General features: G+C 72.5%; 10 protein-coding genes, 1 tRNA gene and 1 pseudogene. 4 read left to right on the top strand and 8 right to left on the bottom strand.

What is annotated here, in order from left to right; all coding sequences use genetic code 11:
• Window positions 1-576: Dna2/Cas4 domain-containing protein (locus OQF71_RS11110; RefSeq protein WP_280587743.1), on the top strand; the 576-nt coding region annotated here is incomplete at its 5' end.
• A gap of 4 nt (window positions 577-580) precedes the next feature.
• On the opposite strand, the gene OQF71_RS11105 is transcribed toward OQF71_RS11110, so the two are convergent.
• Window positions 581-1,069 (bottom strand): cupin domain-containing protein, encoded by a 489-nt coding sequence (locus OQF71_RS11105; RefSeq protein WP_280587742.1) that lies wholly within the window; start codon window positions 1,067-1,069, stop codon window positions 581-583.
• 314 nt (window positions 1,070-1,383) lie between these two features.
• Between OQF71_RS11105 and OQF71_RS11100 the strand changes: the two genes are divergently transcribed.
• Window positions 1,384-2,934, top strand: coding sequence for a (R)-citramalate synthase (locus OQF71_RS11100; RefSeq protein WP_280587741.1), 1,551 nt, complete (start codon window positions 1,384-1,386; stop codon window positions 2,932-2,934).
• A gap of 38 nt (window positions 2,935-2,972) precedes the next feature.
• Here the strand turns inward: OQF71_RS11100 and OQF71_RS11095 are convergent, their stop codons facing one another.
• Window positions 2,973-4,634: an alpha-amylase family protein gene (locus OQF71_RS11095; protein ID WP_280587740.1), complete on the bottom strand. Its 1,662-nt coding sequence runs from the start codon at window positions 4,632-4,634 to the stop codon at window positions 2,973-2,975.
• 109 nt (window positions 4,635-4,743) lie between these two features.
• On the opposite strand from OQF71_RS11095, the gene OQF71_RS11090 reads away from it, so the two are divergent.
• Window positions 4,744-5,055, top strand: coding sequence for a hypothetical protein (locus OQF71_RS11090; protein WP_280587739.1), 312 nt, complete (start codon window positions 4,744-4,746; stop codon window positions 5,053-5,055).
• 55 nt (window positions 5,056-5,110) lie between these two features.
• On the opposite strand, the gene OQF71_RS11085 is transcribed toward OQF71_RS11090, so the two are convergent.
• Both OQF71_RS11085 and OQF71_RS11080 read right to left on the bottom strand, forming a co-directional pair.
• Window positions 5,111-5,473 carry a group 1 truncated hemoglobin gene (locus tag OQF71_RS11085; protein ID WP_280587745.1) on the bottom strand — a complete coding sequence of 121 codons (363 nt, stop codon included), beginning with the start codon at window positions 5,471-5,473 and terminating at the stop codon, window positions 5,111-5,113.
• 118 nt (window positions 5,474-5,591) lie between these two features.
• Window positions 5,592-5,676: transfer RNA gene (locus tag OQF71_RS11080), tRNA-Ser, on the bottom strand.
• A gap of 121 nt (window positions 5,677-5,797) precedes the next feature.
• Between OQF71_RS11080 and OQF71_RS11075 the strand changes: the two genes are divergently transcribed.
• Window positions 5,798-6,760 (top strand): AAA family ATPase, encoded by a 963-nt coding sequence (locus OQF71_RS11075; protein ID WP_280587738.1) that lies wholly within the window; start codon window positions 5,798-5,800, stop codon window positions 6,758-6,760.
• Window positions 6,761-6,803: 43 nt separating this feature from the next.
• Here the strand turns inward: OQF71_RS11075 and pyrE are convergent, their stop codons facing one another.
• The 4 genes and pseudogenes from pyrE to OQF71_RS11055 form a co-directional block, all read right to left on the bottom strand.
• Window positions 6,804-7,352, bottom strand: coding sequence for an orotate phosphoribosyltransferase (gene pyrE, locus OQF71_RS11070; RefSeq protein WP_280587737.1), 549 nt, complete (start codon window positions 7,350-7,352; stop codon window positions 6,804-6,806).
• A 65-nt stretch (window positions 7,353-7,417) separates the two neighbouring features.
• Window positions 7,418-10,843 (bottom strand): PAS domain-containing protein, encoded by a 3,426-nt coding sequence (locus tag OQF71_RS11065; protein ID WP_280587744.1) that lies wholly within the window; start codon window positions 10,841-10,843, stop codon window positions 7,418-7,420.
• Between the two features lie 253 nt (window positions 10,844-11,096).
• Complete coding sequence (gene kdgK1, locus OQF71_RS11060) at window positions 11,097-12,062, bottom strand: bifunctional 2-dehydro-3-deoxygluconokinase/2-dehydro-3-deoxygalactonokinase (RefSeq protein WP_280587735.1); 966 nt, start codon at window positions 12,060-12,062, stop codon at window positions 11,097-11,099.
• Window positions 12,063-12,203: 141 nt separating this feature from the next.
• Window positions 12,204-12,531 (bottom strand): annotated as a pseudogene (locus OQF71_RS11055) (hypothetical protein); the annotation flags it as partial.

Here is a 12,531-nt window from a genome sequence, read left to right as displayed (position 1 = left end):
CCCGTCTCCGGTCCCATACCCCTCCCCGCCTCCCGGTCCCCGACGCTCGTCGACGCGCCGGACGCGACGCTCCGCCGGCTCCCGATCCGCCGCTCCCCCGCCGCGTACCGCCGGAACCTCGACCGCCTCCGCGAGCGCGACGACTACGGCCGGCTCGTCGACGCCGACCGCGAGCGCGCCTTCGTCTCCGGAAAGGACTGTCACGGAACGATTCACAAGGTGCTCGACCCTGCCACCCCCGCCGATCCGCCCGTCCCGACGGTCGTCTCTCCGGGCGAACCCCCCGAAAACGGCGTCTGGGAGCCGCAGTCGGTCAGGGCCGTCGCCGTCGCGAAGGCGGTCGCGTGGGAGCGCGAACGCGAGGTGTCGCGCGCGCTGGTCGAGTACCCGAGCGTGGGCGCCGTCCGCGAGGTCCGGCTCACCGCTCGAAGAAAGGCCGCCTACCGCCGGGCGCTGCGGGCCGCCCGCGCGATAGACGGCCCGCCCTCGCGCGTCGACGACGACCGGTGTTCCGCCTGCGACTACCGGGAGACGTGCGGCGTCGGTCGCCGGTCGTTCCGGTCGCTCCTCGGGTGACCCACTACGGAGAGAACGAGGTGCCGCACTCCGAGCAGGTGAATCGGAATCGCCCCTCGTCGGTTAGCTCCGTCGCGTGGGGGCGCTCCTCGCCGCAGGTCCGGCACTCGATCAGCGACTCGATCTCCTCCCAGTCGTGGCGGGCGCCGGGCGCGCCGACCGCCCACGCGACGACCTCCTCGTCGGCGTCCTCGCGGACGAACCCGGACTGGTACTCCCCGGGCGCGAACCGGATCAGCTCGCCCGCCGTGACGTCGACGCGCTCGCGCTCCCGCCCGACCTCGAACGTGGCGGTTCCCGAGAGCACGTAGAACACCTCCTCCTGGTCGCCGTGGGCGTGGAGTCCGCCGGAGAAGGCGTCGCCGGGCGCGAGTTCGAAGTAGTTCATCGCGACGTGTTCGGTTCCGAGCACGCGCGAGACGGGCTTTCGCACGTCGTGGACCTCCATCGGGTTCGTGACGACGTCGACGTCGTCGATCGCGACTCGCTTCATGCGGGTTCGCTCTCGGCCCGCGCGTGTAACCCTGTCGGCGACGGCGCGTGACCCCCGGCGTCGACGAACCCTCAGTCGAACCCCGACCTCGCCGACGATCCGTTGGCCAAACCTGTCTCAACCCGTTCGTTTATATGCGTGAGACGCGTCGGCACGGACACGAATGACACGAGACGATCGTGGTCGTTCGGAGGATAGAGGAAGTCGCCTCACGGCGGCTGGCCGCGAAATTCTCCGACGATAACGACTCCGGGGCACGACCGCCCCGCGGCGGCACCGGCTCCGAACCCACCGACAAGCGGACGGACTCCCTTTTGACCCGAACACCACTCACCGACCTCGACGAGGTACAGCTTCTAGACACCACCCTGCGCGACGGCGAGCAGATGCCCGGCGTCTCGCTGACGCCGGCCGAGAAGGTCGACGTCGCCCGCGAGCTCGACGCGGCGGGGATGCACCTGATCGAGGCCGGCTCGGCGTGCACCTCCGAGGGCGAGCGCGAGGCGATCCGCCGGGTCGCGGGCGAGGGGCTCGACGCGACCGTAACGAGCTTCGCCCGCGGCGTGAAGCGGGACGTCGACCACGCGCTCGACTGCGACGTCGACGGGATCAACCTCGTCGTCCCCGCCTCGGACAAGCACGTCGAGACGAAGGTCGGCTCGACCCGCGACGAGGTCGTCGACACCACGGTCGAGCTCGTCGAGTACGCGAAAGACCACGGCCTGTGGGTCGAGGTGCTCGGCGAGGACGGCTCCCGCGCCGATCTCGACTACCTCGACCGCCTGCTCGGCGCCGGCCTCGACGCCGGCGCGGACCGGATCTGCTACTGCGACACCGTCGGCGCGGCCGACCCGGAGCGCACCGCCGAGGTCGTCTCCCGGCTCGCCGAGCGCGGCCCGACGAGCCTCCACACCCACGACGACCTCGGCTTCGGCGTCGCGAACGTCCACGCCGGGCTGCGGGCGGGCGCCGACACCGTCCACGGCACCGTGATGGGCGTCGGCGAGCGCGCCGGCAACGTCGCCTTAGAGGAGGTCGCCGTCGCGCTCGCCCGGTCGTACGATATCGACACGGTCGAGCTGGAACGGCTCTACCGGCTCTGCCGGACCGTCTCGGAGGCGACCGGCGTCGCGCTCCCGCCGAACAAGGCGGTCTGCGGTTCCAACGCCTTCGCCCACGAGTCGGGGATCCACACGGACGGCACGCTCAAGGACGGGACGATGTACGAGCCGTACCCGCCCGAGACGGTGGGCCGCGAGCGGCGGCTCGTGCTCGGGAAGCACGCCGGCCGCGCGGGCGTCAAGGCCGCGCTCGCCGAGCACGACGTCGCGGTCGACGCCGAGGAGCTGAGCGCGGTCGTGAGCCGCGTGAAGGAGCTCGGCGACCGCGGGAAGCGCGTCACCGACGCCGACCTCCTCGCGATCACCGAAGACGTGCAGGGCCGCGAGCGAGACCGGCACGTGGAGCTCGTGGACCTGTCGGCCACCTCCGGCGGGAACCTCCCGACGGCGTCGGTCCGGCTCCGCGTCGGCGACGAGAAGCGCGTCGCCTCCGGCACGGGCGCCGGCCCGGTCGACGCCGGCCTCGAAGCCGTTCGCGCCGCGCTCGCGGGCGATTCAGCCGGGGAGGGCGTCTCCTTCGATCTGGACTCCTACCACGTCGACGCGATCACGGGCGGCACCGACGCGGTCGTCACCGTCGAGGTCGACCTCTCGCGCGGCGACCGCTCCGTCTCGGTCTCCTCCACGGACGCCGACATCACCCGCGCCAGCGTCGTCGCGATGGTCGACGGGCTCGACCGCCTGCTCTCGGCCGCCGCCGACGCCGGGTCGGTTCCGGACGCGGCCTCGCTCGCGGACGACTGACGGCGGCGGAGCCCGCCTCGGTCGGCCGCGCCGCCGTCCTACCGCTTCTCGCCGCGCAGCCACGCGTAGTCGCAGGCGTCGAGCTCGAACGTGACGCCGCCCTCCGCGACGTAGTGCTCGCCGTCGCCGACGACGTGCTCGACGGTGTCCGGGTCGACGTCGAAGCCGACGATCTCCTCGCGGTAGTCGTCGGCGAGGTTGTGCGCACAGAGGAGGACGGTGTCGTCCCCGCTCTCCGACTCGTGGTCGAACCGGTGGACGCGCGTCTCCTTGTGGTCGCAGTCGGGCGCGCGGTAGTCGCCGCGGGCGATCTCCGGGCAAGCGTCGCGGGCCGCCACGAGCGCCTCGACCCGCGAGAGCAGCGAGTCGGGGTCGTCGCGCTGGGCGGCGACGTTCACGCGGTCGTAGGCGTACTCGCCCTCGTCGACCACGGGGTTGTAGCACTCTTCGGGGGCCGCGGTCGAGAAGCCGCCGTTCGGGGCGTCGTCCCACTGCATCGGGGTGCGGACGGCCTCGCGCTCGGGGAGGGAGAGGTCGGCGCCCATCCCGATCTCGTCGCCGGACTGGAGCGCGACGGAGCCGGGGAGCGAGAAGAGGAGGCTGTGGGCGACGGCGATCCGGTCGCGGTCGCCGCCGTACAGATCGGCGAGCCGGAGGCGGTGCCCGCGCTCGAAGATCCACGAGTCGCCGGCGTCGTCGCCGAAGTGCTCGCGGGCGTGCTCGAACGCCTCCTCGGGGAGCTTCAGCAGGTTCCACTCGTCGTGGTTCCGGAGGAAGTTCACCCACCCGCCCACGTCGGAGACGTCCGGGAGGATCTCCTCGGCGCGCTGGAGCGGCCACGTGTCCTTCACGCCGACCGCGTAGGTGAGGTGCGCGTTCAGCACGAAGTTGAACTGGAGGTGGAACGCCTCGCCGTCGCCGAAGTAGTAGTCGAGGTGCTCCGGCTCGTCGTCGGCCTCCGCCAGGAGCACCGCGTCGGACTGCTCCGCCTCGACGACCCGCCGCATCTCCTTGAACAGCCCGATGGAGTCGCCGAGGTCGGTCTCGTCGAGGGTGGTCGCGTCGTGGCCCTTCGGCATCAGCATCGGGTGGGCGGCGTCGATCCGGAAGCCGTCGGCGCCCTGATCGAGCCAGAACCGGAGCACGTCGTACAGCTCCTCGCGGACGGCGGGGTTCGCGACGTTGAGGTCGGGCTGGTGGCCGTAGAACTGGTGGAAGTAGTGCTTCCCGGCGGCCTCGTCGTACGACCAGACGCCGTCCTCGTACTCGGGGAAGATGTTGCCGCGCTGGTGTGCGTCGTCCAGATGACTCGTCCACAGGTAGTAGTCGTGGTACTCCGACTCGGGGTCCTCACGGGCCCGTTGGAACCACTCGTGTTCGTCCGAAGTGTGGTTGAAGACGAGGTCCGTGATCACGCGGATCCCGCGGTCGTGCGCCGCGTCGGCGAACGCGCGGAAGTCGTCGAGGCTCCCCAGCCGGTCGTCGACGCCGTAGTAGTCGGCGACGTCGTACCCGTTGTCGCGGAGCGGGCTCGGGTAGAAGGGGCGGACCCAGAGCGCGTCGACCCCGAGCTCGTCGAGGTAGTCGAGCCGCTCGATCGCCCCCCGGAAGTCTCCCCAGCCGTCCCCGTCGCCGTCGTTGAACGTCTTGACGTCCAACGAGTAGATCGTCGCGTCCTCGTACCAGGCGGGATCGCTCATGCGTTCGGGTACGGAGCCGGGGGTTTGGTTTCTTGCGGTTCGCCCTCACCCGAGTCGCGGCCGAGCGCGTCTGACGAGGTTTTTAAGCGACGACGTACGAACGTCGCCCGTGAGCGTCGTCGTCGCGGTGAAGCCCTCGGCGCGAAAGCGCAACGCGAAGGTGGGGCGGCTCGTCTTCGAGGACGGCCCCCGTCACGCCTTCGAGAGCCGCGCGGCCGCCGAGCGGTGGGCGGCCGACCTCTCGACGGGCGACGGCCACGTCTGGGTCGCGAGCGCGCATCCCCGCGACGGCGACGAGGTCGACTGCTACCTCGTCTCGCGGGCGACGAACGCGAAGCTGGAGGCGGCCTACGACAAGCGGCGTCGACGACTGCGGGGCGACCCCGACTCCGAACAGGGGTCGCTCGGCGGGGAGTCGTAGGGATCGCTCGCGGTCGCTCCGGCCCGTGTCTCGGCCCCTCCCGCCCGCGTTCCGGTCACTCCGCGACGACGTCGTCGCGGAACCCCTCGACCGCCTCCATCACCGCCTCGCGGTCCGCGCCGTCGACGTCGAACTCGCGGAGCGCCGCGTCGAGACGGCCGGCGATCGCACCGAACTCCGCGTCCGTGATCGCCAACCCCTCGTGGGCCGTCTCCATGTCGTCGCCCTCGTACCCCATCGGGCCCCCGGTGACCGCGCTCAGGAGCGTCGTCTGGTGGGAGCGCTGGGCCGACGTATCCACGTCCTCGAAGTGGTGGGCCACCCGCTCGTCGGCCGACACTCGGTCGTAGAACTCGTCGACGACCGCGCCGACCGCGGGCTCGTCGCCGAGGCGGTCGTACAGCGTCGCGTCGGACAGACGGTCCGGTCCGATCCGTGGCGTATTGCTCTTTTCCCGCGACGCCGCCCGCTGATCCAAGGCCGCGTCGCCCGCTGATCCAAGGCCGCGTCGCTGAACGGGCGGAGTGTGAGAGAAGCGCCGAGGCGGAGATTTGAACTCCGGTGTCCGAATGGACAGTAGATTTCGAATCTACCGCCTTGGCCAGGCTAGGCTACCTCGGCTCACTTCCGGGTTGGCCGGTTCCGCTGTTATGCGTTTCGATCGCCGGCGATGGGGTCGGGTTCGGACCGAGTCCGGACCGGGGCCGGCAACGCTTTTCGGATCGGCACCCGTGACCCTCGTATGGACGTCCCCGAAGCGGCGGCGGCCTGCTCGCGCGTCGTCGACGAAGTCGGCGGCGCGGTCGTCGCCGACCGCGAGTTCCTCGATCGCGTCACGCTCGGCATCCTCGCCCGCGGTCACGTCCTCTTAGAGGACGTGCCCGGCACCGGCAAGACCCTCTCGGCGCGCTCGTTCGCGACCGCGCTCGGCTTGGATTTCTCCCGGGTGCAGTTCACGCCCGACCTCCTCCCCGCCGACGTCACCGGGACGAACGTGTTCGACGAGCGCGACGGCTCCTTCGCGTTCTCCCCCGGTCCGATCTTCGCCAACGTCGTGCTCGCCGACGAGATCAACCGCGCGCCGCCGAAGACGCAGGCCGCGCTGCTGGAGGCGATGGAAGAGGGACAGGTGACCGTCGACGGCGACACCCACGCTCTCCCCGAGCCGTTCTACGTCATCGCGACGCAGAACCCCGTCGAGAGCGAGGGCGCGTTCCCGCTCCCCGAGGCGCAGCTCGACCGGTTCACGATCAAGACCTCGATCGGCTACCCCGACGACGACGGCGAGGTGGAGCTGCTCCGTCGCCGCGCGGGTCGCGCCGAGCAGGCGCCGACGGTCGACCGCGTCCTCGACCCCGACGCCGTCTCGGCGCTCCGCGAGGTCCCCGAGGCGGTCCGCGTCGACGACGACCTGCTCGGGTACATGGCCGCGCTCGTCCGCGCGACCCGCGAGGACCGGCGCGTCGACGTGGGCGTCTCGCCGCGAGGCACCCAGCGGCTGTTCGAGACCGCCCGGGCCGCGGCGGTCGTCGCCGACCGCGAGTTCGTCACCCCGGACGACGTGAAGCGCGTCGCGGAGCCGGCGCTCGCGCACCGGCTCGTGCTCACCCCGGACGCCGCCGTCAACGACGTCGATAAGCGCGACGTGATCGCCGACGTGCTCGACCGCGTCGCCGTGCCGACGGTGGACGCGCCCGAGGCCTGACGCCGGCCCGGCCCTCGCGGTCGGCCCGGCCGAACCGCCGCACCTACTCCGCGTCCCGCTCCGCCAGCAGCTCCGTCGCCGTCAGCAGCGACTCCAACTGTACGTCGTGGTCGGCGAGCAGCTCCGCGGCCCCCTCCTCGCGGTCGACGACGACGAGCACGCGGTTCACCGTCGCGCCCGCCGCCCGCAGCGCCTCGACGGCGTCGACGGCGGACTGCCCGGTCGTGGCGATGTCCTCCAACACGACGACCTCCTCGCCCTCGTCGAGGCGCCCCTCGATCCGGTTGCCGGTGCCGTACTCCTTCGCCGACTTGCGCGCGATGACGTACGGGCGACCCATCTCGGCGGCCGTCACGGCCACGAGCGGGACCGCGCCGAGCGCGACCCCCGCGAGCTTCGCGTCCGTGTCGGCGAGCCGGGCCGCGAACGCCTCGCTCACGAGCGTCAACGCGTCCGGGTCGGTCTCGAACAGGTACTTGTCGACGTAGTAGTCGCTGGTGCCGCCGTGCGAGAGCTCGAACTCGCCGAATCGAACGGCGTCGGCCGCCCGGAGCGCGGCGATGAGCCCGCGTCGTCGCTCGTCGTCGGTCATACCCTCACGGGGCGGGCCGGCGACCATAAACGGGTCGGAACGCGGGCGACGGCCGGTGTCTCCGGTCACCGATTCGATCGCTCCGTCGCCGCCGGGAGCCGCAGCGCGACCGTCGTTCCCTCGCCGCCGATCCCCGGACCGAACCCGATATCGCCGCCGTACGCCTCGACGGTCCAGGCCACGATCCACAGCCCGATACCGGTGTTGTGGTTGAGCTGCGTCACCTCCGCCTCCCCGGTGATCACCTCGCGGACGCCGTCGGGTACTCCCGGGCCGTCGTCGGCGACCCGTACGGTGACGGTCTCGGTCTCCGGGTGGCACTCGGCACGGATCTCCACCCGCGGCGCGTCCGCCCCCGAGTGGACCACGGCGTTCTCGACGAGGTGCCCGATCGCCTTTCCCAGCCGCTCGTCGCCGCGAACGACGGCGTTGTCTGGCACCGCGACGTCGGTCCGGGCCTCGGGGTACCGATCGGCGTACTCCTCGCAGACCGCCGCGGCGACTCGATCCACCCACACGGGGTCGGGGTCGCTCACGATCCCCTCCTCGACGATACGCCTGATCTCGGTCGCCCCCTCCGCAATGTCGGCGAGCCGCTTGCCCGTCGTCTCGATCCGGCGGGCGTGGTCGGCGATCCGCGCGTCCGCGGCGTCGGTCGCGATCTCGCTCGCGAACCCGAACACGACGTTCAGCTCGTTGCGGAGGTTGTGCCTGAGGATCCGGTTGACGACCCGGAAGTACCGCTCGCGGCGCCGGCGGTCGGTGATGTCGGTGTAGATGCCGAAGGCGCGGCGCCCGCCGGCCGTCTCGTAGGTGAACCCACGGAAGAGGAACTCGCGCGGCCCGTCGACGGTCCGACGGCGGACCTCCGCGGTGACGAACCCCTCCGCGCGGACGCGCTCGTCGAGGGAGTTCCCGTTCGTCTCGTCGCCTCTGCCCCCCGTTCCGGGGTCGTCGCCGAAGCCGGCGAGCCGGTCGTCCCGGATGTCCAGCGCGTCGATGCTGCGCCCGCGGATCGCGGCCGCGTCGTAGCCGAACCGCGACGCGAACGCCGGGTTGATCCCGGCGATCACCGTCTCGTCCGGTTCGAGCGCGACCTCGATCACCGGGTCCGGGAGCCGCTCGAACAGTCGGTCGAAGCGGTCCTGCTCGCGGGAGAGCTCCGTCCGCGTCCGGCGGAGGTCGGTGGTGTCCGTCAGCGACGCGACGACCCCGCTCGTCCCCTCGGAGAGCGCGGAGAGGCGGATCTCCCCGTGTCGCCGTCGGCCGTCGCCGTCCCCGTCGACGGCGACGTCCACTCGTCGTATTCGCTCGCCCTGGCCGTCGGCGATCTCGTTCGCCTCCACGCCGTCGGCGGTCTCGTTCGCCTCCACGCCGTCGGCGGTCTCGTTCGCCTCCACGCCGTCGGCCGCGCTCCCGGCCCCCCCGAGCCAGTCCACGGCCTCGGCGATCCGGTCGCCGTCCCGCGCCCGGAACGCGTCACGGAGCCGCCGTCCGACGAGCGCCGCCGCCGACGTGCCGAGCCACTCGGCGAACGGCGCGGTGGCGTACGTCACGGCGCCGTCGCCGTCGAGCACGCAGACCATGTCGTCGACGTTCTTGAGGGCGTTCTCGTAGGTCCGGAGCCGGCGGCGACGGTCGTGGGCGTCCATCGCGGCGACCGCGTTCGTCGCCAGCAGTTCGAGCACCGACACGTCGTCCTCGTCGAACGCGTTCGGCTCGACGGCGCCGACCACGAACGCGCCGTGGTCGCCGAGCGGCACGGCCGCGAACGATCGCATCCGGTAGTAATCGCGGTCGTCGCCCAGCGCGGCGACGTCGTCGCACACCCACGGCTCGCCGCGCTCGTACACCTCGCCCGTGACCCCCTCTCCGGGCGGCCGCGGGCCGCGGTCGGCGAACCGCTCGCCGAGTCCCTCGCTCGTGGCGACCAGCCGAAGCCGGTCGGTTTCGGGGTCGTACAGCCGCACGCCGCTGATCTCGTACCCGAGGACCTCGGCCGCGGCCTCGATCAGCCGGTCGGCGATCGTCTCCTTGTCGTCGGCTCGCTGGACCCGCTCGACCGTGCCGAGGAGGCGTTCGAGGATTCGTTCCCGACGCCTCCGGTCCGTGACGTCCGAGAGGAACACCGACATGCCGTCCGGCGAGGGGTACGCGGTCACCTCGGTCCGGAGGCCGAGGGCCTCGTAGCGCTCCACGAACGACACCGACTCCTGGGTCTCCATCGCCCGCCGGTAGCTCTCCTCGTACGTCTCGCCGATCGCGTCCGGGAACTCCTCCCAGACGTTCGCGCCGACGATCTCGTCCGCGGGCCGGCCGAGCAGCGCCGCCGCCTTCTCGTTGACGTAGGTGAACCGCCAGTCGTCGTCGAGCGCGAGGAACGCGTCGTCGACCCGTTCGAGGGTGTCCTCCAGCCGGCCGACGGCCGCCTCGCGCTGCTCGCGGGCCGCGCGCCGCTCGAACGCCCGCCCGAGCCAGTCGGCGAGCAGCTCGACGAACAGTCGTTCCCGGACCGAGAAGGGGCGGTCTCGGCTCAGCTCGTCGACGAAACAGAGGCTGCCGACGACCCCGTCGTCGACCACGATCTGCCCGCCGATGTAGCTCCCGAGCCCGAACAGCTCGTGAGCCGGATCGCCGTCCCATCCCGCCGCGGCGGGATCGGTGAACGCCACGACGCCGCCGGGGCTCGCCGTCTCTCCGCCACCACCAGGGCTCGCCGTCTCTCCGGCGCCGCCGGGGCCCACCGTCTCTCCACCGGCTGGCCCCTCGGAATCGGCCTCGTCCGCGCCGACCGTCCGTCGACAGTACGTGTTCTCGAGCGGGATCGACCCGTCGGCGTCGACCACGCCGCGCTCGATCAGCGAGCCGAGCAGCTCGGACCCGCCTCGATGCCGGCGGACGGTGAACCGATCGTCGGTGGTCTGCGACGCGTAGCCGATCGACAGGTCGAGCCGCTCCCGGCCGAGGTCGAGCAGCGCGTCCAGCTTCTCCTCCAGCCCGGACGTCCGGTCGGCGGTGATCCGGACGAAGCGTTCGAGGAACGGGCCCTCCGAGCCGGAGCGCTCCGAAACGCTGTCGGCCGACGTCTGGGCGTCGTCGTCCGATCGCGTCAGCTCGGTGACCCGGGCCGCGAGCGTCTCCCCGTCGGCCGTCAGGCGTCGACCGGAGACGTACTCGACCCCCAGCCGGCTCGCGTCGATCGCGGCGTCCGCGTCGCCGTCCGCGGTGTACGCGAGGACCGGCGCGCCGGGGAACCGCTCTCGGACTCGACGCAGCCGCTCGACCGGCTCGTCGCCGCTCGCACAGAGCCGGACGACGACGACGGGGTCGACCGCCTCGGTAGCCGCCGGGTCGCCGTCGTCGTCCGCGTCGTTCCCCCCGGCGCGCTCGCTCAGCGCGAACCGCGTCGTCTCCGGCGGGAGCCTCGTCCACGGGGCGTCCGGCAGGCCGTCGCGGTCGCCGACGTGAACCGTGGGTCGGTCAGTCCCCATCCCCTCGGTGCGTGCGGTCCCGGAGCGGGCCACACTCGCCGGCGTGGAGGGCGGGATCCGTCGGCCCGCGGGACCGACGGGCGAGATCGAGCGATCCAATCATGGACGTACGTTCCGGAACGTGGCTCATAACCGTTCCCCCCGAATTGTCGGTGTCTGATAATTTGCGCTCGGAAACCGGCGAACGTCGAGTCGACGTCGGAAACGGGGCTTTCGACCGACCGAGTCGACGGAAGCGGGCGTCGGCCGACCGCTAGCGATCGATGCCGGCCGCACCGCCGACGACGCCGGCCACGTCCTCGGGAGTGATCACGGCGAGGTCGCCGTCGACGGTGCGCTTCAGGGCGGCGGCCGCCGAGGCCCACTCCAGCGCGTCGGCGACGTCCCCCCCGTCGAGCCGCTTGGCGAGGTACCCCGCGACGAACGCGTCGCCGGTGCCGATCGCGTCGAACGTCTCCGCGTCGAAGACGCCCTGCTCGTACACCGCGCCGTCCCGCAGGGCCACCGCGCCCTCGGTCCCTCGCGTGACGACGACGGTGTCGAAGCCGAACTCGGCGGCGAGCCCGTGGGCGATCTCGACGGCGTCGCCCTCGCGGTCCAACACTTCCCGGGCGTCGCGCCGCGGGACGAACAGCGTGTCGACGTGCGCGAACAGCTCCTCGTAGGCCGCCCGCGCCGTCTCCGGGTCCCAGAGCTTCGCCCGGTAGTTCAGGTCGAACGAGCGGGTCGCACCGGCCTCGCCCGCGGCGCGGAGCAGCGCGGTCGTCGTCTCCGCGGCCCGGTCGGACAGCGCCGGGGTGATCCCTGTCGTGTGGAACCGCGCGGCCGACTCCAGCGCGGCGGTCGGCAGCTCCTCGGGTTCGACCGTCGTGATCGCGGCGTCGGCGCGGTCGTAGATCACGGTCGTCCCGCGGGGCTCGCCGCCGTGTTCGAGGTAGTACGTGCCGACGCGGCTCTCGTCGGGATCCGCCCACGCGACGCCGGTCCGCACGCCGTGTCCCCGAAGCTCGCCGACGACCCGCCGGCCGAGCGGCGACTCCGGGAGCTTCGAGAGCCAGACGGCGTCCGCGCCGAGCCGCGACGCGCCGACCGCGACGTTGCTCTCCGCCCCGCCCGCCTGCACGCCGAGGGTTCGGGCGGTCTCAAGGCGGTCACCGCGCGGCGGCGAAAGCCGGAGCATCGTCTCGCCGAACGTCACGAGGTCCGTCACGCCGACCACCTCGCGGGGCCGGTCTCCGCGCTCGCTGCGGTCGCCGCGGTCGTCGCAGTCGTCGCAGTCGCTGCGATGTGCATACCGGAGCGTCGGCGGGGGGCTACAAAAGGGCAGGCGATCGGTAGCGGGTCGGGGCGCGCGGCGCCGTCACCGGAGCGCCGACGCCAACGCCACCGCACCGAACAGCAGCAGCGCGAGGGCCGCCACCGGCTGCGAGCCGCCGGCGGCAAGGTAGACGCCGTAGACGACGCCGACCGAGAGCCCGCCCGCGAGCAGGGTCGTCCCCGCGTGGACGGCGACGCTCCGACGGGTCCGGGCCTCGCGGCCGACCTGCGCGCCGACCGAGAGCCCGTGGTCCGCCGCGTCCCACGCGACCGCTAGCGCGACCCCCCCGGCGAGCAGCGGCTCGACGCCCCCGCCCCGATAGCCGGCGACTGCGAGCCCGACGATCCCGACCCCGGCCGCCCACGAGAGG

The organism is Halorubrum sp. Boch-26 (assembly GCF_029889805.1).
In the GTDB taxonomy this organism is placed as follows: domain Archaea; phylum Halobacteriota; class Halobacteria; order Halobacteriales; family Haloferacaceae; genus Halorubrum.
This window is presented reverse-complemented; position numbering and strand designations above follow the sequence as displayed.